The following is a 21,044-nucleotide window of genomic DNA, read 5'->3' on the forward strand; positions in this document are numbered from 1 at the left end:
AACCCCGACCTACAATATGTACTGTTGTTACCACACGTTTATTCGACCGTTTGAAAGTCCTGATTTATAAGTCGATACCCGTAGTATTCGTTGGGTCTGGAGTTCGGGTTGGAATGAAAATCTATAAAAGGATCACTACAATGAGGGCATCTGAAGGAGTTGAAATACCGATAGGTTCCATTTCCAGTTGTTGGACTCGGTAATTGTTCCTCAATCTCTTTCAGTTGGCGTTCGCTTATCGACTCTTGGAGTTGAGTTGGCAAGTTCGGAATCTTTGAATATTTGATGACAAGGGTTTGTTTGCTATCACTTGAATAGAAATATTGCGATTCGGAAAATCCAGCATGGAAGTGTTGTAAAGTGAAGCTTCTGTTGCAGTAATCGCAAATGCAAACGGTTCGAACTCCAGAAGGTGTTACTGTTCCTGAAAAATGTAACCCTCTTACGAAAAGTCCTTGACCTTTTAATTTATGATTTTCTTGTTCGTTCGAGTTCAAAAAGAACGGCTGAAATCGTATAGCTTCATAATCATCAGATTTCCAATCAGGATGTTCGTTTGGGTACCTAGAAATGATGCCATCAATCATGACAGACTCATTATCAAGTATTCGGATCGAGCTATGCAAAAATTGACCTGTTAGGTCGGGGTTAGACGACAAAGGTTCGATGTTGAATGTTCGCAAAAGTTGCTTGTTCTCGAATACTCTTAGAGTTGGTTGGCTATTTTCAAAATGAAAAACATGTTCCTTTTCAGTTGCGGAGTTCAGAAGTCCAGAGTGGATGTGAATGTCAGTTTCAGTTATCTTAATCTTTCGTTTAAGCATTCTCTCTGCGAGTTGTGGTTATGTGTGGCAACGTCCCGTGTATGGTGTCGTAGCATCCCGCAGGGTGCTATGCACTATAGTTCCGATGACATAATCAGGTTCGTTTGAAGAACAGAACCAAAAAGAGATTTATCATGGAATACCGATTTTCTCCTAAGTTATTCATTGGTATTGATGTGCACAAACGCCAGTGGAGCGTTTGCATCTTTACTACCAATTGCCATCATAAAACCATCAGTAAGACCCCTGATCCCAAAGCCTTGGAGTCCAATTTGGATCTATTGTGATCTAAAATCTTTCGGAGGTACTTTATTTTTATTAAGAAAGCGCTTAACATAAACGTCCAGGATCTGATTGCATAAAAGCATAGTGGTTTATGAATTCCAAATTCAAGTAAATAGGAAAGCGTAGTCGCAGAAACGCTTAGAAAGGCACCTATAGTGATGGAGGAGGTGGGGGTGGTGGAGTTGCTTCTCCTTCTAAATCTACAGCAATATTATTTTTCAACTTATTTAGATTCTCTTCAATATAGGCCAGATTTTCATATCCGGTCTTTTTGGCGAGCTCATAAGCTCTAGTATAAATTTCCACTGCTTCATCTGTTCGACCATCAACAATCAAAGCCTCTGCATAACTGTCATAAGCATTGACTGACATAGGATAGTAAACCATAGCTAATTCAAAAGCATTGAGGGCATCATTCACTTTATCCTCTCTCAGGAAATTGTATCCCACAGCATTCAAATAAAATTCTTCTGGCTTGTACGTTTCACCAATCAGGTTGCTGTATTGTTCGTAATGTTCCAAGGAAGCTTTTATATAACCCTCTTTGAGAATGTTAGATTGGTAGGATTCCATCAGCAACTCTATTTCTGAAAGATCAATTTTGTCGGGAGAAGATTCTTTTGAAAAATATAGATGCTTATACATCTGTAAGTTGCCTGAGGATTCTAATATCCCCTCCATATTACCTCCGCTTAGTGAAATTCGTACTGTGGAGTTTAGGGACCTTAAAGAGTCATAAAGAGTCAAAATCAATTGATCATCTTTAATAATAACATTATCTACTCGCATTTGATCCTGTACATGGGCTGAGTAAAATGAAAGGCTGGCTTCAGGTTTTCCATCAACATCCTTAATCTCCATTATTTGGCCAAGGTAGTCAGATCCATAAGTGCTGGTTCCATACCATTTTCCGATCATGTTTTTTAGCTCCATTGGCTCACCTTTGCTCAAGACAGGAATGGAATAGCTTGGTTCTGGCTGTTCTATATCAGGGTAATCATTTGATTCTTGGATGGCATGGACCACTTTCCAGCTTGCCTCTTGAATTAATTTAGCTTCCTCTTTAGAAATTTCAATTAGCAACTCGCTATTTGATGAGGGCTCACCTGTATTTGATAGCGGGTGACCAGAGATAATCCCCGAAAGCCCAGTAGGATCATCAGCCATCAACGTGGAGTAAAGTGTAACAGCTGATAAATAGGAACCCAAAGGGGATGGGTGCCCTCCATCATCGGCATATAATTCAATCTTAGGATTAGTACGCAATTCATCCCAAACCAAACCAACAGGGACCAGTTCAGCCTTTAATTCTTTGGCAATACTTGTGTAAGCATGGGACAAAATGGCTTGTTCTTTTGGCTTATCCTTTACTGACCATGTCATCAGGAACACTGTCTTAGCATCTGCTTTTTTAATTTCAGTATCGAATTTCCTGGCATATTCATAAAATCCCTCTGTTTGTCCAAAAAATATGTCGTTATCGATCATCACAGCCATACCCAACTTACTTTGCTCTTGGAGTACCACATAATCCCAATCCCCTGTTCTGATGGTTTGAATTGTACTTTCATTTTGCCAATGATCGGCAAGGGTCATACCACCACCACTTATCAACTGAGTTTCTACTAGCTGATCCGGAAATTTCTCCTGAATTAATGCCTTTACTAATTCAGGGCTGCTGTTATAGTAGGTATAGCTATTTCCGATAAACAGAATCTTAATTTGATCATCATTTTCTTCTTTAGACTGTGAACAGGAAAGAACTACAAGTAAAAACAATAAAAGGCCAAAAGCCCTTTTAATATATGACATTCTATTGGATTTGATTTCTACAAATGTTTATTCAAGCACTATTATGACAGATAACGGTCTCGTATTACCGTCAGATACGGGTTAAAGTACGCAAATTTTTCGGTTAGTTACTGGCGTTAGAAATCCGGAGTGGGCAAATTTCAGAAATGCCTATTTGGATCATGAATTGCAAATTCAAGAAATAGCAAAGCGTAGTTGCAGACTACGCTTAGTGGGGGACAATATGTATGCAGGTTGTACTCATTTTGTCAACATTTGGGCGTTGTTATGTGTTCGGCTTTTATTTATTCTACTTTAATTTTGAGTAAATGTCCAAGCTGATAAACTTTCCATTTTTAATTTCACAGTCTTTCATAGTTCCTTCGTAATGAAAATCAAGTTTCGCCATTGCATTTTTACAGTTTGTGTTGTCTGATTCTACAAACCCTTCTATTCTATGAAGTCCGAGTTTCTCAAAGCCGTAGTTACATATTAAAGGCATAGCTTCCATCATAATTCCTTTGCCCCAAAAGTCAGTCAGTAGCCAAAAGCCTATTTCCGCTTTTTTATGTTCTTTATTCAAATCATTAAGTCCACCTGCACCGTAAAAAGTTTTATTATCCAATGAACATACGGCAAACCACATTCCCGTTCCTTCTTTCTCCAGGTCAGCAAACCAAGTCATTTGTTCTTTTGTTGCTTCCAAACTGTCAAAACTAACTCCGTAATATTTAATTATGTCAGGATGAGAAAGTCCTTTGAATACAGATTCAATATCACTTTCAGTAAATGGTCTTAGCAAGAGTCTATTGCTTTTTATTCTAATGTTCTGGGTGATATTCATTTTTGTTAAATCCAATATTCGTCTTTTTGTATAACTGACGGTTGGTATATGAAGCGTAGCATCCCATGGAGGCTATGATTTCATAGTCGGCGCTGGGTGAGTTTGCAACTTCACCCTAATATCCAAACAGTCCACGACAATGGTCGAGATACATTTGGTTTAAACAACCTGTTACCAATAATCCACCTCAATCAAGCCATTGAGTCCTGAATAATTCCTTGCACTGGAATATAGGTATTCTTCTGGTTTCTCGACCCAACCTGCTCTAACTGGGTTCTCATGAATGTATTTCATTCTACTTTCTATCATCTCTGGCCGATACAATTCTATTGCATGGTTTTCATGGGTCCAAAACTGCAAGTCACCTGACCGTTTACAATTGGATAATCTCCAATCGTCAATTGTAATGCTTTCTGCTTTCTTGATGGCAATAATGTTTCTTAAATATTGGTCTGAGGTTATATGGTCTGTCTTTTTAGCATTGGTGGTAACTTGTTTATTGATTCACTTTTATCTCGCATATTGGTCTTTTTCGGTTGGATACGCGAATGTTTGTCTCGTATATTTTCCTAGAGGTTATCAAATGGACTCCTGATTTTTTGAAGACTTTTCTGGCTCACATTTGTAAATCCAGATAGGAATTGGAATAGAATCATGACCCAATAATTCCTGTATAAATCTTTAGTCGCCACCTCTTTCAAAAAGTTAAGATTAATAGCTTTCTTTGAGCTTTTTTGCAATAGTGAATTCCATCAGAACTCCTGTCTTTTTTCAAAAATAGGAATCGTTTAAACTGTTTTTCATATGATCTGAACTAAAAGTATTTCAATATATTAAAAAAAGGCAAAAAAAATCCCTCAGATTGCTCCAAGGGATTTCAAAATCTATTTCAAAGGTAGTTGGATTGTAATTTACGATTGAAGTTCAGTTCAATCTCGTCAATCTAAAATCCTAATTCGTAAATACCGAATGATGAATTTCTAAGTTTAAGAAGTGTGCTTCTCTACCCATTCCTTCGCATTCACAAATGCTTCCACCCAAGGAGTGAAGTCATCATTTCTATCCATTGGATAGTGCGCCCAGTTCCAAGGCTTCAAGGATCTCTCGATATGTGGCATAATCGCCAAGTGTCTGCCATCCTGGGAGGCAATTCCCGCTACCGCATAATCAGATCCATTGGGATTGCCTGGATAAGCCGCATAGCTATACTTCATGCCGATATGGTATTCGCTTTCAGCTTTTGGCAAGGAGAATTTACCTTCCCCGTGTGCTACCCAAACTCCTAAATCTTGTCCAGCTAGGCTAGATAGCATGACCGTGTTGTTTTCAGGGATCGAAACACTCACAAAGCTGGATTCGAACTTATGACTGGCATTGTGAAGCATTTTAGCTTTTTGGCTAGGATCTTCAGAACCTACCAAGCCAAGCTCTACCATCAGCTGGCAACCGTTACATACACCCAAACTCAAAGTATCAGGTCTTGCATAGAAGTTATCCAGTGCTTGTTTTGCCTTAGGATTGTACAAGAAGGCTCCGGCCCATCCTTTGGCAGATCCCAATACATCGGAGTTTGAGAATCCACCTACGAAGACGATCATCTGTACATCTTCCAGGTTTTCACGACCTGCGATCAAGTCCGTCATATGCACGTCCTTCACCTCAAATCCTGCCAACCAAAGCGCATAGGCCATTTCACGATCGCCATTCACTCCTTTTTCGCGGATGATAGCGGCTTTTGCTTTTCCTTTCTCTTTTCTGAATGGATCAATCCCTGCTTTCGCAAAGTCACCTTTCCAAGATTCAGCAAATTCAAAAGAAAGTGGCTGGTTTTTATAGTTGTCAAAACGGTCTTTCGCCAATTGCTCGCCGCTTTGCTTTTTATCCAATAAATAAGAAGACTTGAACCAGGTATCACGAAGATCCGAAACGTTCAACTCTAAACCTTTTCCTTCCAGATTGACAACTCCAGAATCATTCACCTTCGCCAATTCAACAAAGTCAATTTCCTGAGTAGTCAAGAAGGCCTCAGCTTGATGATCATCAGCTACCTGAATCAAGATTCCAGGGTTTTCAGAGAATAAGGCTTTCACCAAATCAGATTCAGCCAATCGATCTGCCTGCACGTTCATACCCAAGTTTTGAGTAGGAAAACACATTTCCAAAAGGGCAGTGATGATACCACCGGAAGAAATATCGTGACCAGCCAAGATCAATCCTTGGTTGATCAGTTCCTGAATTGTTTCAAATGCTTTTGCAAAGTATCCAGAGTCCTGAACGGTCGGAGTTTCAGTACCAACTTTGTTTAGAACTTGGTAGAAGCTGGATCCAGCCAATTTCGCTGCGTCTTTGGAGAAATCAACATACAAGATTTTGGATCCTGCCACTGGAAGAGCTGCAGCCTTCACAGTTTTGTTGATATCAGAACATTCGCCTACAGAAGAGATGATCACCGTTCCCGGAGAATAAACTACTTTTCCGTCAGGATATTTCTGAGTCATGGAAAGTGAATCCTTCCCAGTCGGGATATTTACTCCCAATTCGATGGCAAAGTCCGAAACCGCCTGCACCGCTCGGTACAATCTGTCATTTTCGCCTTTGTTTTTAGCTGGCCACATCCAGTTGGCAGAAAGAGAAACTCCTTTCAAACCATCAGAAACAGGAGCAAAAACCAAGTTGGTCAAAGCCTCTGCAATCGCCAATCGGCTACCTGCCTCCGGATCTGCCAATGCCGCCACAGGAGCATGTCCGATGGAAGTTGCGATTCCTTTGTTTCCTGTGAAATCCAAAGCCATTACAGCCACGTCATTCAAAGGAACTTGGATCTCACCTACCGTCTGTTGAGTTGCTACTCGACCTGTTACAGAGCGGTCCACCTTGTTGGTCAACCAGTCTTTACAAGCAACCGCTTCCAATTGCAATACTTCCTCGATATAGCCTTTGATCGCTTGTGGATCGTAAGCTCCTTCGGAGAAAGCAGCATTGGTGGTGTTGTCTTCCAAAACAGTTTTTGGAGAAGAACCGAACATGTAGGCCAAATTCCAGTCTACTGGCTTCTCACCGGTTTTTTGATTTTCGAATTTGAAGTGCATGTCTCCAGTAGTCTCACCGACCACGTAGAAAGGAGCTCTTTCACGGTCAGAAAGCTGTTGAAGGGTGTCAATATCTTTGGAGCCGACTACCAATCCCATTCTTTCCTGGGATTCATTGCCGATAATTTCTTTAGCGGATAGAGTAGGGTCGCCGACAGGAAGTTTGTCGATGTGAATCGTACCTCCGGTGTTTTCCACCAATTCAGAAAGACAGTTTAAGTGTCCTCCAGCGCCGTGATCGTGGATGGAAATGATTGGGTTGTTTTCATTTTCCGCCATGGCACGGATTACGTTTGCCACCCTCTTTTGCATTTCAGGATTGGATCTCTGAATCGCATTGAGTTCGATGGCATTGGAAAGTTCTCCTGTATTCAGGGAAGAAACAGCAGATCCACCCATACCGATGCGGTAATTGTCACCACCCATGATGACGATTTTGTCTCCGGCTTTCGGCTCGTCCTTTTTGGTGTATTTGGCATTGGTGAAGCCGATCCCACCTGCAAGCATGATTACTTTGTCAAAGCCAAATTGCTTGTCGTCTTCCTCATGCTCAAAAGTCAACACAGATCCTGCGATCAATGGCTGACCGAATTTATTTCCGAAATCAGAAGCTCCATTGGAAGCTTTGATCAGGATATCCATTGGCGTTTGGTATAGCCAAGGTCTTTCTGCTAGATTTTTCTCCCAGCTTCTTCCTTTTTCAGATCTGGAGTAGGAAGTCATGTAAACTGCCGTTCCTGCCAAAGGAATGGAAGCAGTTCCACCTGCCAATCTATCTCTGATTTCACCACCGGAACCGGTAGCTGCACCATTGAAAGGTTCTACAGTAGTCGGGAAGTTGTGAGTTTCAGCTTTCAAAGAAATCACAGTATCGATTTCTCTTTGCTCAAAGAAGTCAGCCTGATGCTGGGTCTTTGGAGCAAACTGATAAGCTTTTGGTCCCTGAACGAATGCGACGTTGTCTTTATAAGCAGAAGCGATTCTGTTCGGGTGTTGCTTGGAAGTTTCCTTGATCAGTTGGAAAAGCGTCTTTGGCTTTTCTTCTCCATCGATGATGAAAGTTCCATTGAAGATCTTATGTCTACAGTGCTCGGAGTTTACCTGAGAAAATCCGAATACTTCAGAGTCAGTCAAAGGGCGCCCCAATTGAGAAGCTACATTTTCCAGATAAGTGATTTCCTCTTCACTCAAAGCCAAGCCTTGCTCTTGGTTGTAGGAAGCGATGTCTTCGATATTTTGGATTGCCTCTGGCTCCAAATGGATGTCAAAGATTTCCTGATCCAGATTATCATAAGCCTTTTGAAGCATCGGGTCGATTTGATCGCCTTCAGCCATTGGGAAAAATTCCTCAATTCGCTGGATTCCCAAGATTCCCATATTGCCGGCGATTTCTACGGCATTGGTAGACCAAGGGGTGATCATTTCTTTCCGAGGGCCGGAGAATTTACCGGAGACTTCAGAGGTTTGGATAGGAGAGGCTTCGCCAAAGAGCCAGGTGAGTTTTTCGATGTCTTCTTGGGCGAAAGGTTGTGGAGTCTGTACTGCGTAGACTACTTTTTGAGGGGATTCAAAGAAGAAAATCATGTCCTTGAGCTGGTAAGCTGCAAAGGTAAGGAATTGGGCGGATTGTGAAAAACCAGAATTGAATTTATATCCTTCTATTCAAGCCTTTCTACCAAGTATTTCCGGATTTAGAAATTCATAGAAATGTAACATTGAAAAATGAGAAGTTTCGAGGACATTTTTTTATTTGATAAAGTTCGATCTCAAAGTGATGAAATGGCAAAATAAGAAAAGTGATAAAGGTCCTATCTGGTTCCAAAATACCTAAATCTAACTTGAGGTTTCTTGGAAGTATGCAAAATAATGTATTTCAAATGTGCTGTTTTGTTCAGTTTCGAACATTTTAATGGTTTGTTTATTCTTGAAAATCAGAATTTTATTTTAAATATAAACTCAGGAAACTTTGGAGTTGTAAATCGTTTCCATAGTTTTGCGCTCTAATTAGAACTGGAGTGGAGACTAGAGAAAAAATTTTGGATGTAGCAATGGAGCAATTCACCAAATATGGGGTAAGGAATACCACCATGGATGATATTGCGCGGCTGATGGGGATTTCCAAAAAGACACTTTATCAGGAGTTTAGAGATAAAAAGGCACTCGTTCGAGTTGCTTTTGAATTGATTCTCGAGAAAGATCAAAAGCAAATGGCTTTTATCCAAGATTCAGGTACTGATGTGGTAGACCATTTGGTGAAAGTTTCCAAGATGATCCGCGAACGATTGAGTGAGATTAATCCGATGGCGATTTTCGAAGTTCAAAAGTATTTCCCGGAGGTGTGGGATCTATTTGAAGAGCATCGGGAAAAAGTAATTATGACAGATCTTGTCAATATTATAGAAAGAGGGAAACAATTGGGTTATTTCAGGGATGAAATTGATCCTGGAATAATGGCTAGACTTCGAGTAAATCAGATATCTGAAGCATTAAATCCGAATAATTACCCTAACAAAAATTACAATTTAGCTGAAGAGCAGCTCCAGACTATGGATCATTTTCTTCATGGAATGTTCACCGAAAAAGGACGGGAAGCCTATAAAACCCAAAAAGCAAAGCACATTTGATTTAGTTGTGATGAAAAAATACCTACTATTAGTTTTTGCATTTTTGACCATTTCCTTCGCTGGCAACGCGCAGGAAGTATTGCCTTTGACTTTAAGGGAATCATTGTCTTATTCTTTAGAGAATAACGTCAATGTCAAAAATGCCCAATTGGAAACAATGATTTCCAAAGCTACCGTAAAGGAAACCACTGCCACTGGTTTGCCTCAGATCACCGGATCTTTTGGATTGAACTACAATCCATCCATTCCGGTGGTGTTCTTGCCTAATGAGCCGCCGTTTGGTGATCCAAGCATTCCTGGGGATGTGATTCCAGCTCGATTCGGTCTGAGCTATTCCTCCAATCTGGGAGCTAATTTGACCCAGATGATTTTTGATGGTTCTTTCTTTGTGGGATTGAGAGCAGCGAAGACATACCGACAATTGACTGATTTGGATTTGGTGAAAACTGAAAACGATGTCATTGAATCTGTAAAAAAAGCCTATTTCGGAGTTTTGGTCAATCAAGAAAGAATCAAACTATCACAAGCAAACTTAGCTAGGATAGATTCATTGCTTGAAGAAACAAAAGCTTTGAACGAAGCGGGTTTTACAGAGAAGATTGATGTCTCTAGAATCCAAGTTCAGAGAAATAATACCTATACGCAACTGGAAAGAAGCTTGACAGCTTTGGAAGTGAGCAAGCAGATTCTTAAAATCCAGATGGGAATGCCGATGGAATATGATGTAGAATTGACTGAAACCTTGCAAGAGTTAAATCCAAGAGAAGAACTCAATGCGCTTTTGGCTGAAGAGGGAATCGAAAGGGTAGAGGTAAGTCAATTGCAAACAAACCTTGAATTGACCCATTTGGATTTGAAAAACAATCAGGCCCAATACATGCCGACTATTGATTTCGTAGCGAATGCACAACGAGCAGGAGCAGGCAATTCAATGGATGCGGTATTTAATAAGCAAAACTGGTTCGGTTCATCCTTATTAGGTGTAAGTATGTCGATTCCGATTTTCGATGGATTATCAAAGAGTGCCAGAATCCAAAAGAACCGAATCCAAATGATGCAATTGGAAAACCAACGGTTTTTCCTAAATGAAAGCATCAAAAACGAGATTTACACTGCTAAGACCAATTTGAAAAATGACTTAAATATTCTTGAAGTCCAGCAGGAAAACCTGAATCTGGCTCAGGAGGTTTATGACATTGCGAAGATCAAATACAATGAAGGGGTTGGTTCAAATCTAGAAGTGGTAGAAGCAGATGCTGCTTTGATAGAAGCTGAAATCAATTATCTATCAGCGATGTATGATGGGCTAGTAGCTAAAGTAGACCTTGAAAAAGCATTGGGCCTTTTAAAAATCAATAATCTTAACTAATCCAACTTTTCCCGAAGGGGATAAAGAAAATATCTGAATAGAAATGAAAGCAAGTTTAAAATTTTTACCAATAACCATCCTGATGCTTGTAGCCTTTGGATGTGCTTCAGATGAATCTGTGGAGGCAAAAAAAGCAAAATTGGAGGAGCTTCGTACGGAAGCATCCACTTTGCAGACTTCCATTCTTGAGTTGGAAGCTGAGATTGCCACTTTGGATCCAGAGTATGCCAAGCAAAATCAGAAAGCGATTTTGATTACCACATCAAAAGCCAAAAAAGGAGAATTTGATCATTATGTAGAAGTCACTGGATCAGTTTTGTCCAAGAAAAACGTAATCATCAGTGCAGAAACAGGTGGTCGAGTTCTGGAAGTTCCTGCCATTGAAGGCATGAGAGTGACTAGAGGTCAGGTATTGGCTAGAATCGATTCAGAGACGATTCAAAGAAATATCGATGAGTTGCAGAACAACTTGGACTTGGCGACCACTTTGTATGAAAAGCAAAAGAGACTTTGGGATCAGGAGATTGGTACAGAAGTTCAATTCTTGGAAGCAAAAAACAGAAAAGAGGGACTGGAAAGAAGTCTGGCATCTTTGAAAACCCAATTGGATAAAACAGTGGTTGTCGCTCCTTTCAATGGAACTATCGAAACTGTGCAGGTAAGATTGGGAGAATTGGTACAGCCAGGATCATCCATGTTCCAATTTGTCGGAGAGAGCGATTTGTTTATCGAAGCTGATATCTCTGAATCTTACATCGGAGTGCTGAGCAAAGGAGATAGCGTGGATGTGTCTTTCCCATCAATCAATCAAGATTTGAAAACTAAGGTGAGTGCAGTCGGTGCCATTATCAATCCTAACAACAGAACTTTCAAAGTAGAGGTTTTCCTTCCGAACCTTCCTCAAGTGAAACCAAATATGATTTCAGTGTTGAAGATCAAGGATTATGAAAACAAAAGTGCGGTCATCGTACCTGCATATTTGATCTTGAGTGATAACAAAGGAGATTATATCTACACGGTTGAAAATGGAATTTCCAAAAAGAATTATATCAAGAGAGGTAGAACCTTCAACAATGAATCAGAGGTTTTGGAAGGTCTTCAGGGTACAGAAACTTTGGTTGACAAAGGTTTCCGTGAGGTAGGAGATAATTTCAAGGTTAATATTTCACAACAATAAATTATGGCTGAGCAACCAAAATCTAAGCATATCAGGGAATTTGGACTGTCCAGTCTGAGTGTAGACAACTCTACCTCAGTGGTGATTTTGACATTAATCATTACTGTGTTGGGATTGAGTGCCTACAGGACCATGCCCAAAGAGAGTTTTCCTGAAATCGTTATTCCTACGGTGTATGTAGGTACACCTTATCCAGGTAACTCACCGGTGGATATGGAAAACCTGATCACTCGTCCGATTGAAAAGGAACTGAAAGGCATGAATGATGTCAAAGACATTAATTCAACATCTGTTCAGGATTTTTCATCCATCATCATTGAGTTTAACCCGGGAGTGGAAATCTCCAAAGCGATTCAGGATGTAAAGGACGCAGTAGATAAAGCTAAAAGTGAGCTGCCGACAGATTTGGATCAGGATCCGAATGTCTTGGAGGTAAATACTTCGGATTTCCCGATTATGAATGTGAATATTTCGGGCGATTACTCGGAGACAGAGCTGAAGAAATTTGGAGAATACCTGGAGGATGAGATCGAGAAGCTTTCAGAAATCTCCAAGGCTGACTTGGCAGGTACTGTAGAGCGAGAAATCCAGATCAATGTGGATCCCTATAAGATGGAAGCTACCGGAGTGACTTTCGGAGATATCTCAGGGGCTGTCCAGGCAGAAAATGTGACTATTTCCGGCGGTAATATCCGAGCTGGTGATTATACTAGAACACTTCGTGTGGATGGAGAATTTTCTGATCCCTATGACTTATTGAATATCATTGTCAAAACTGACAATCAGAAAATAGTTTATCTACGTGATGTGGCAGTGGTGGATGACACTTATAAGGAAAGGTCATCATATGCAAGAAGTAAGAATCTTCCGGTAGTCACTATCAATGTGACCAAAAGATCCGGTGAAAACCTGTTGATTGCAGCGGATAAAATCAAGGAAATCATTGATAAAACCAAAGCCAATCGATTCCCTTCTGATTTGGAGATTACTATTACCAATGATCAATCCAAACAAACAAGACTACAGGTAAGTGATTTGGAAAACTCCATCATTTTTGGGGTGATTCTGGTGGTGTTGGTATTGATGTTCTTCCTAGGATTTAGAAATGCACTGTTTGTTGGGATCGCGATTCCACTTTCTATGTTTATCTCCTTCCTGATCTTGAATGCATTAGGTATATCACTTAACCTGATGGTATTGTTCTCATTGATCCTTGCACTGGGGATGTTGGTGGATAATGGTATCGTGGTCGTAGAAAATATCTACCGATTGATGTCTGAAGGAAAGTCAGCAATTGAGGCTGCGAAAGAAGGTGTGGGTGAAGTGGCTTGGCCAATTATTACTTCTACAGCAACTACCTTGGCGGCATTCTTACCATTGGCTTTCTGGGATGATATCGTAGGGGAGTTTATGAAGTTCCTTCCGATCACCTTGATCATTGTATTGTCCTCGTCTCTTTTTGTTGCTTTGGTAATCAACCCGGTGTTGACTGCCATGTACATGAAAGTGGAGGATGTGACAAAGGACAAGCCGAAGCAAAAATCTATTATTGTTGCAGGTATTTTGTTAGTGCTTTCTACCATTCTATATCTGATGGGATGGACCGCTATGGGTTCCTTGATGCTGATTGCCTGTGTATTGACCTTGTTCAATGTTTTTGCATTGAGAAAAGCAATCCGCTGGTTCCAGACTGTATTGTTGGTGAAATTGGAGAATTGGTATGAGGGGACTTTGACATATGCTTTAGATGGAAAAAGACCCTATGCTTTCTTTGGAGGGACTATTTTGCTTTTGTTCTTTTCGGTGGCTTTGTTGGGTATAAGAGCGCCAAAAATTCTCTTTTTCCCAGATAATCAGCCTCAATTGATTAATGTCTTTGTAGAATTCCCTATCGGTACCGATATCGAAGCGACAAATGCTTTTGTAGACCAAATGGAAGATGAAGTTTGGGCAACTTTGACTCCGTACCATTCGATCATCGAATCCATGATTACGCAGGTTGGAGAAGGAACTGGTGATCCATTGGAAGGTCCAAGCAATCAAGCTACTCCTCATAAAGCTAAAATTACCATTGGTTTTGTGGATTACATTGATCGTCAAGGTGCCAATACCAATGAAGTGATGGAAGATATCCGTGATTTGGTGGAGAAATATCCAGGTGTTCAAATCACTGTCAATAAGCAGCGAAACGGACCTCCTGTTGGAAAAGCCGTTAATATAGAATTCATCGGAGAAGATTATGAGCAGTTGATTGCTTTTGTAAATCAGACCAAAGAATATCTCGATAAACAAAATGTTGCCGGGGTAGAGGAGTTGAAATCTGACTTGTCTTTGGGTAGTCCAGAAGTGATTTTGAATATTGATCGTGAGAAGGCCAGAAGATTTGGACTTTCTACTTCCAATATCGCTACTGAGATGAGAACAGCTCTTTTTGGATTGGAAGTTTCCAAATACAAAGAAGGAGAAGATGATTACCCGATTCAGTTGAGATTGATGGAGAATTATCGCTATGATATCAACACTTTGATCAATAAGAAAATTGGATTCAGAGATAAGTTTGGAACCAAAAGAGAAGTACCTATTTCGGCAGTAGCTGATGTACAATACGGATCTACTTATGGTTCTGTGAAAAGAAAGGACTTGGAGAAAGTGATCACCGTTGCTTCTAATGTTTTGGAAGGGTATAATCCAACAGAGATTAATGCTCAGCTTAAAAATCTGATGGCTACCTATGAAATCCCGGATGGAATCCAGGTGAAGTTTACTGGTGAGCAAGAGGAGCAGGCCAAGTCACAAGCTTTCTTGATGAGAGCATTGGCGATTGCAGTCTCCATGATCTTCTTGATTATCGTTGCTCAGTTTAACTCTGTAACCACTCCATTTATTATCATGGCTTCCGTAGTCTTGAGTACGATTGGGGTATTCTTGGGATTGGTTATTTTCAATATGGACTTTGTGGTGATCATGACCGGTATCGGAATTATCTCTCTGGCAGGGGTCGTGGTGAATAATGCGATCGTATTGATTGATTATACCAATCTAGTGAGAAGCAGAAAAAGGGAAGAGTTGGGAATTGGAGAAAATGATGTGCTTTCTTATACTGATTTGGTAGGAAGTATCGTTGAATCTGGAAAGACTCGTCTTCGTCCGGTATTGCTTACGGCGATCACCACAGTGTTAGGTTTGATCCCATTGGCAATCGGTATGAATATAAATTTCGGAACTCTTTTGAGTTCTTTTGATCCGCAATTCTACGTAGGTGGGGATAACGCAGATTTCTGGGGCCCGATGGCTTGGACAGTGATTTTCGGGTTAACCTTTGCGACCTTCCTTACGTTAGTGATCGTACCAGTCATGTATTTACTGGCAGACAAGCTGAATATGAAGCTTCGTAAAGTCAAAGCATGATTGATTTAAGGTTGGTGGTTTTTTTTGAACAAACCTCCGGGACTATGTCTCGGAGGTTTTTACTTTTAAAAGGGGTTGGTTTTTAGTTAATTAAGGTTAAAGAATAAAGTGTTCATGCTATTCGAGATCCCGAAATGCGGGAATAATCTCAAACTATTATTACTCTTTTACTTGTTCTTTTGTCTTTATCCCCCCGCCGCACCGAAAGATTAGAGCTATCTTCAAAATTTTAAAAATGTGGAATTTTGATTCTTGCTGTTCGAGATCCCGATAGCTACGGGAGCAATCTCAAACCTTTCGAATTTACGTATTCTCCTCGGCACTTAGTCTAGAGGTTAATTTAGATCTAGTGGCCGAGGGGAGAGGGTTTGTTCTTTTTTCCAAAGGTTGCACCCAGGGTTATTTTTGTTTAGCAAATTCAGGGCGATTCATATTCTAAGTGCAAGTCCTACTCACCAATCTCTCAACATCCTTGATCTGAATCTAAGCATCCAAAAAAGCACAAGCCATATGACTTGCGCTTTAGGTGTATAAGGAGTTCAATAGAACTTATTTTATTAGAATGGAAGGTCATCTTCGTCATTCAAGGCAGAGTTGGATTCGGATTTGCCTTTGGGAGTACCCAGAAGCAAAAATTCGTGCACCACGATCTCTGTGATATATTTTTTAACTCCATCCTTGTCGGTATAATCTCTATTGGAGATTTTTCCTTCGACTGCGATTTCAGAACCTTTATCTGTGTACTTTTCAAGGATCTCAGCCTGCTTTCCCCAGATGACCAAGTGATGCCAGGTGGTATCTGTGATCTTATCTCCTTGGGCATTTCTATAGGTTTCATTAGTTGCCAGATTTACCTTACCCATGATTCTTCCGGACTCAAAGGTTTTTACTTCGATTTTGTCACCCATACGTCCGATTAGCTGTACTTTGTTTCTTAGCGCATTCATAATAATTATTGTTTAAGTAAGAATTTGATTTTTCGTTTTCGCCAGAGGAAAAACTTGATGATCCAAAGTTCAGGGGAGGAGCAAAGATTAGTCGGTGAATAGTCGACAGTATCCGATAGTAGTCGTTTGTTGTCGGATAATCTTTGATTTTGGGCTACTAAGCAAGGGTAATAAAAAAGAAAAAGAATGGTAGATTTAAGAAGGTAGAGTTTATACCTGAGTGGCAATAATTATGAAGAACTATAAAATCATCATAAAATGAAAAATCTATTACTAATACTTTTGACCTTAATTTTGATTTCTTGTAATGAAAAAAACAATCAGCCGGATTTAAAATCAACAGATACGGACAAAATTGATATACAAGCTGAATTAGAATCTATTGAAGAAACCCGAACTGCTTTTCAGCTCGCAATAAAAGAAAAAAGATATGGTGACTTAAAGCAATACTCAACATCTGATTTTAAAGCTGTTTCTCCAGGAAGTGAGGATTGGTTGGAATACAAAAGGATTCGTGAAAAACCAATGGGACAATTCAGCTATGACAGCATAAGAATGAGACCTCAAGAAACAATTATTGCTAGTGACACTATTGCTTATGACTTCGGAACAAGTTCAGTTTACTATACTAATGCCGAAGGAGAACCCATAGAATTATAGGATACTTTTCTTGTCATACTCAAAAAGGACAAAAATGATGGTAAATGGAAAATACACAGAGAAGTTGCATCTGCTATTGTGGAATAAATAGAAAAACCATTGCCAACAAAAAATAAAATGCAAGCGGGGTCTTGGCAATTCCCAGTGCCTCTGTTTTTAACCATAAATTTCGTTACTGTGGACTCGACTTTGTCTTCGTCTCCCGCTCGAAATTTTATTCAGCCGTCGTGCTACAGCCAAAAACGAGAGTAAGATTTACCTCTTAGTATCAAACGAGAGTAAATAATTGTTGTTTTTACTCTCGAATAGCAATCAAGTGTAAAGTTTACTCTCGTTATGAACTTCTTAGATAAGACCGAACCATTTAATGACTTACCTCAACTTCCACCTAAAGCAGATTTAGAAACGAAGGAAATTCTAATTAAGACAATTACGGCTAGTAGAGCCCAAGCTCAACTCAATGTTATTTTGTAAAACCAAACAATAACAGACTACAAGAAAACGGATAAGAAAGTAAATACTCAATTTTAAAAAACTAAAAGAAATCAAAATGGAAAAAGTAAACCTTGAACAAAAATTTCAACTTTTTACTGAACATTGGTCTCCCAAAATAGTAGGCGAACTCAATGGACAGCACGTAAAACTTGCCAAGCTCAAAGGCGAGTTTGTTTGGCACAAACATGACCACGAAGACGAACTCTTTTTTGTAGTCAAGGGAAATTTCAAAATGGAATATAGAGACAAAACAGTAATTGTAAATGAAAATGAATTTTTGATAGTGCCAAAAGGTGTTGAACACAAACCCGTTGCAGACGAAGAAGTATGGGTTATGCTTTTTGAACCTGCAACAACTTTGAATACAGGCGACACAGAAAACGAATTGACAAAGCACATATTGGACAGAATATAAAATCAAGTGCACAAATGCTTTTCCGATATTTTATTCCATGAAAAAAACATCGCTTCTTTTCCTGCTTTTTACAATTTCATCTCTGGCTTTTAGCCAAACTGAAGGATCTGAAACTCATTCGATAGGCTTAAAACGTACAAAATGTCTTTCCTTGGAGACTAATTTCACCACCTCAGGAATGGTCAATTGTGAAATTACTGCCAGACAAGAATGGGATAAGGAAATGAATAAGTATTACCAATTGCTCATGAGTTTGCTCGACTCGGCAGGGAAAGAAAAGCTTAAGATCGCTCAAAGGCAATGGATAGAGTTTCGTGATAAAGAGTTTGAGATTATAAACGAACTATACCTTGGACAAATGTAAGGAACAATGTGGATCGTGATTGCTGCAGGACGAAAGACAGATATTGTGAGAGATAGAGTGGGGCAATTGGCGGGGTATTATGATTCAATAAAAATGGATGAGTAAATTAGAGAGGTTCGTTTAAAAGTTGGTTCCTCATCAAGTTTTAGCCTGATTTCAAGTTTTTACCAAATCATTTATTTCTATGGAGTACATCACCCAGGCTGTTTCTTATTCCAAAAAAGAGGCTTCTTTTCAGGTCAAAGAGTCTGAGATAAGTTTTGGGATTACACCAGAGAAAGCCGATACCTTGCCAAATCCTGCTGAACTGTTTTTGGGTTCTCTTTCCGCCTGTATTTTAAAGAATGTAGAGCGGTTTTCTCAGTTGATGAATTTTGAATACGAAAAAGCTGAAATTACCGTAAAAGGAATCAGGCTTGAAAAACCTCCCCGAATGGATGAAATTCAATATGAATTGAACGTCTATAGTTCAGATGAAAAGCTGAATATAGATTTACTAAAAAGAAATATTGAGAATTTTGGGACCATTTTTAATACCGTGAAATCATCCTGCTCAATTTCTGGAATCATAACCAAAACAAGTTGATTCTTTCAATCAGATAGCTCTTTTTGGCGAGTTATTCAATTCATTTCTAAATTCCAGTTAGCACTACTTGGCAGATTTCTTGTTGCGAAAGAAGGGTAATTATTTTTTACTAACCCGAATAACTTTTACCATGATAATGCGGTCAAGAATTTGTCATTTAGTTTTTATCAGTTTTCTATTGCTGACTATTAATTCTTTCAGTCAGGAAGTTTCAAGAGATTCGCTTCCCTACACTATTGTCGAGAGAATAGAATCCTCGAACAAGTACTTGGTAGATAGTGTTGCTTTTCCGGATTGGTATGAATTGGAAAATCATCTGATTGAGAATGTAGCCCTGCACATTGATACCTCTTGGTGGAATAGTGAAATCGTGGATATTGTAAACCAATGGAAAGTAAAGAATAGGATTACTGATGATGGGGAAGAGAATGAATATTTTGGGGTAATTAAATCTGTCTATAACCAGTATGCTGTTAAAAAACTTGTCGGCAAAGTACATTACCTATTTGAAGAAACCGGTGGAGGTTATTTCATAAAGAGAACGATAGAAGTCGAGGGAGAAAATGTGGGTGAGATCGTTAGCGTGTTTGATAAGTCAATGGAATTTGAAGAGAAAAAGCTTGAAATGCATGTAATTTCTCCAGCAAATCCCATTGATCTTCCTAGGAATAGTTCGCCAAGAGAACAACCTTTGGAGAAAAACGTCATGTTCAATATCAGTTTGAACAATGAAGATTACGAGTTAATCTATTCGGCAGATTTTAGCCAAAATGGATTTTCTTATCAAGGATTTGGAACTATCGATCCAACCTATTTTAATGTTGAATTAGAACTGGTTAATCGTGTCTCAGGCGTCCACCAAGCATTATACAAATTCCCTCATAACCATGGATTCAATATTTCTGAAATTATAATCGGCGATATTGATAGCGACTCCAAACCGGATATTATTTATAAAATTTCGGATGATATATGTATTCGTCGATTGGTGTTTTTATCCAGCAAGAAAGGATCCAACCCTTTGATGGGTTACGTTGGCCAAACAGTAGTGAGTTGTGAAGGTTTGTGAGAAATATAGTTGCCCTCGTTGCTTACAAAATATTTTTATGAGCTTTAAAATTGAAATCAATCAAAAATGAAGAAAATATTTGGCTTCAAAGTAAGCCTGAATGAACAGGAGATATGCCGAGCAGGTTTTGAAAAAGAGGATTCAATTGTGACCTGTATCCTACATTCGGTCAGAAGGGCAAATGATGAATCTGAAGAATTGAATATGCAAATAGGGGGGATGAACTCCGAAACCCATCAGCATTTTGATTGGGCAATCAATGACTTAAATGGGGGAGATATAGTGACAATCGAAGTGATTTCGGAAAAATTTGATGCCCCTGTTTCTGAGAGACCCAAACTTACCGAGGAAGAGCTTTTAAATATGAAATTGAAACATTATCACCGTTTAAAAGAAGAGCTTAAGGACCATATTGATAAAGAGTGATTTTTTGGTGATTTCAGACTAAATTCAAACAAACCTAAAGCTTATGACTAAAGTAATTTTTGATTGCGCCATCTCCCTGGACGGTTATTTTGCAGGGGAAAATAGAGGCCCCAGCAATCCGATGGGAGGCATTTCCATGAAGCTTCATCAATGGATGTTTAAACAGAAAGCATTTTGGAAGCATATCAAGCAGGAAGGAGGCGAAGAGGATGGACAAGATGGAAAGTTGATTGATGATGTATTTGCCCGAACAGGGTCCTACATCATGGGAAAGCGAATGTTTGACGAAGGGGAAGTTGTCTGGGCTGAGGATCTGTTTGAGGCAGATGTTTTTGTTCTGACGCATGAAAAGCGCGAACCTTGGGTACAAAAAGGATCTACGACTTTTTACTTTATCAATAATGGATTAGAAAGCGCTTTGGAATTGGCTAAAAAATCAGCTCAAGGAAAGGACGTGCGGATTCAAGGGGGAGCCGAAACCATTCAGCAGTTCCTCAATGCGGGCCTGATTGATGAGTTTTTCATCCATATTACACCCATCTTTCTGGGAAAGGGAATTCGCTTGTTCGAAAGGATTGATGAGGATAGATATGAACTGAAAGTAATGGAGATAATTCCTTCAGAATATACCACTCATATCAGGTACAAGCTGAATAAAAAATAGAGAGACA

General features: G+C 39.5%; 18 protein-coding genes. 12 read left to right on the forward strand and 6 right to left on the reverse strand.

What is annotated here, in order from left to right; genetic code table 11:
- Nucleotides 1-38 precede the first annotated feature (38 nt).
- On the reverse strand, nt 39-824 hold the full coding sequence (locus tag O0V13_RS09055; protein ID WP_268034661.1) for a hypothetical protein: 786 nt from the start codon (nt 822-824) through the stop codon (nt 39-41).
- Between the two features lie 134 nt (nt 825-958).
- Here O0V13_RS09055 and O0V13_RS09060 point away from each other — a divergent pair, with 134 nt between their 5' ends.
- Nucleotides 959-1,111, forward strand: coding sequence for a hypothetical protein (locus O0V13_RS09060; protein WP_268034662.1), 153 nt, complete (start codon nt 959-961; stop codon nt 1,109-1,111).
- 148 nt (nt 1,112-1,259) lie between these two features.
- Here O0V13_RS09060 and O0V13_RS09065 read toward each other — a convergent pair whose 3' ends face one another.
- From O0V13_RS09065 to purL, 4 genes are all read right to left on the reverse strand, one after another.
- Complete coding sequence (locus tag O0V13_RS09065) at nt 1,260-2,921, reverse strand: hypothetical protein (protein ID WP_268034663.1); 1,662 nt, start codon at nt 2,919-2,921, stop codon at nt 1,260-1,262.
- A gap of 289 nt (nt 2,922-3,210) precedes the next feature.
- Entirely contained in the window at nt 3,211-3,744 is a 534-nt protein-coding gene (locus tag O0V13_RS09070; protein ID WP_268034664.1) for a GNAT family N-acetyltransferase, read from the reverse strand.
- A gap of 171 nt (nt 3,745-3,915) precedes the next feature.
- Nucleotides 3,916-4,104, reverse strand: coding sequence for a hypothetical protein (locus O0V13_RS09075; protein WP_268034665.1), 189 nt, complete (start codon nt 4,102-4,104; stop codon nt 3,916-3,918).
- Between the two features lie 626 nt (nt 4,105-4,730).
- Nucleotides 4,731-8,417 (reverse strand): phosphoribosylformylglycinamidine synthase, encoded by a 3,687-nt coding sequence (gene purL / locus O0V13_RS09080; RefSeq protein WP_268034666.1) that lies wholly within the window; start codon nt 8,415-8,417, stop codon nt 4,731-4,733.
- A gap of 431 nt (nt 8,418-8,848) precedes the next feature.
- Between purL and O0V13_RS09085 the strand changes: the two genes are divergently transcribed.
- The 4 genes from O0V13_RS09085 to O0V13_RS09100 are packed head-to-tail and all read left to right on the forward strand — an operon-like array spanning nt 8,849 to nt 15,411.
- Nucleotides 8,849-9,457: a TetR/AcrR family transcriptional regulator gene (locus O0V13_RS09085; protein ID WP_268034667.1), complete on the forward strand. Its 609-nt coding sequence runs from the start codon at nt 8,849-8,851 to the stop codon at nt 9,455-9,457.
- 10 nt (nt 9,458-9,467) lie between these two features.
- Nucleotides 9,468-10,826 carry a TolC family protein gene (locus tag O0V13_RS09090; RefSeq protein WP_268034668.1) on the forward strand — a complete coding sequence of 453 codons (1,359 nt, stop codon included), beginning with the start codon at nt 9,468-9,470 and terminating at the stop codon, nt 10,824-10,826.
- A gap of 43 nt (nt 10,827-10,869) precedes the next feature.
- Nucleotides 10,870-12,003 (forward strand): efflux RND transporter periplasmic adaptor subunit, encoded by a 1,134-nt coding sequence (locus tag O0V13_RS09095; protein WP_268034669.1) that lies wholly within the window; start codon nt 10,870-10,872, stop codon nt 12,001-12,003.
- A 3-nt stretch (nt 12,004-12,006) separates the two neighbouring features.
- Nucleotides 12,007-15,411 (forward strand): efflux RND transporter permease subunit, encoded by a 3,405-nt coding sequence (locus tag O0V13_RS09100; protein ID WP_268034670.1) that lies wholly within the window; start codon nt 12,007-12,009, stop codon nt 15,409-15,411.
- A gap of 557 nt (nt 15,412-15,968) precedes the next feature.
- Here O0V13_RS09100 and O0V13_RS09105 read toward each other — a convergent pair.
- Nucleotides 15,969-16,358 carry a single-stranded DNA-binding protein gene (locus O0V13_RS09105; protein ID WP_268034671.1) on the reverse strand — a complete coding sequence of 130 codons (390 nt, stop codon included), beginning with the start codon at nt 16,356-16,358 and terminating at the stop codon, nt 15,969-15,971.
- 258 nt (nt 16,359-16,616) lie between these two features.
- Here O0V13_RS09105 and O0V13_RS09110 point away from each other — a divergent pair, with 258 nt between their 5' ends.
- From O0V13_RS09110 to O0V13_RS09140, 7 genes are all read left to right on the forward strand, one after another.
- Nucleotides 16,617-17,018 (forward strand): hypothetical protein, encoded by a 402-nt coding sequence (locus tag O0V13_RS09110; RefSeq protein ID WP_268034672.1) that lies wholly within the window; start codon nt 16,617-16,619, stop codon nt 17,016-17,018.
- Nucleotides 17,019-17,568: 550 nt separating this feature from the next.
- Nucleotides 17,569-17,928 (forward strand): cupin domain-containing protein, encoded by a 360-nt coding sequence (locus O0V13_RS09115; protein ID WP_073571956.1) that lies wholly within the window; start codon nt 17,569-17,571, stop codon nt 17,926-17,928.
- Nucleotides 17,929-17,965: 37 nt separating this feature from the next.
- Entirely contained in the window at nt 17,966-18,292 is a 327-nt protein-coding gene (locus O0V13_RS09120; protein ID WP_268034673.1) for a lysozyme inhibitor LprI family protein, read from the forward strand.
- 184 nt (nt 18,293-18,476) lie between these two features.
- The gene (locus O0V13_RS09125) at nt 18,477-18,878 is read left to right on the forward strand and encodes an OsmC family protein (protein WP_268034674.1); all 402 of its coding nucleotides are present in this window, start codon (nt 18,477-18,479) and stop codon (nt 18,876-18,878) included.
- 178 nt (nt 18,879-19,056) lie between these two features.
- Nucleotides 19,057-19,947 (forward strand): hypothetical protein, encoded by an 891-nt coding sequence (locus O0V13_RS09130; protein WP_268034675.1) that lies wholly within the window; start codon nt 19,057-19,059, stop codon nt 19,945-19,947.
- A 66-nt stretch (nt 19,948-20,013) separates the two neighbouring features.
- Entirely contained in the window at nt 20,014-20,373 is a 360-nt protein-coding gene (locus tag O0V13_RS09135; protein ID WP_268034676.1) for a hypothetical protein, read from the forward strand.
- A 43-nt stretch (nt 20,374-20,416) separates the two neighbouring features.
- The gene (locus O0V13_RS09140) at nt 20,417-21,037 is read left to right on the forward strand and encodes a dihydrofolate reductase family protein (protein ID WP_268034677.1); all 621 of its coding nucleotides are present in this window, start codon (nt 20,417-20,419) and stop codon (nt 21,035-21,037) included.
- The last annotated feature ends 7 nt before the right edge of the window (nt 21,038-21,044 follow it).

The sequence above is a fragment of the Algoriphagus sp. PAP.12 genome, assembly GCF_026652115.1.
Lineage (GTDB): Bacteria > Bacteroidota > Bacteroidia > Cytophagales > Cyclobacteriaceae > Algoriphagus.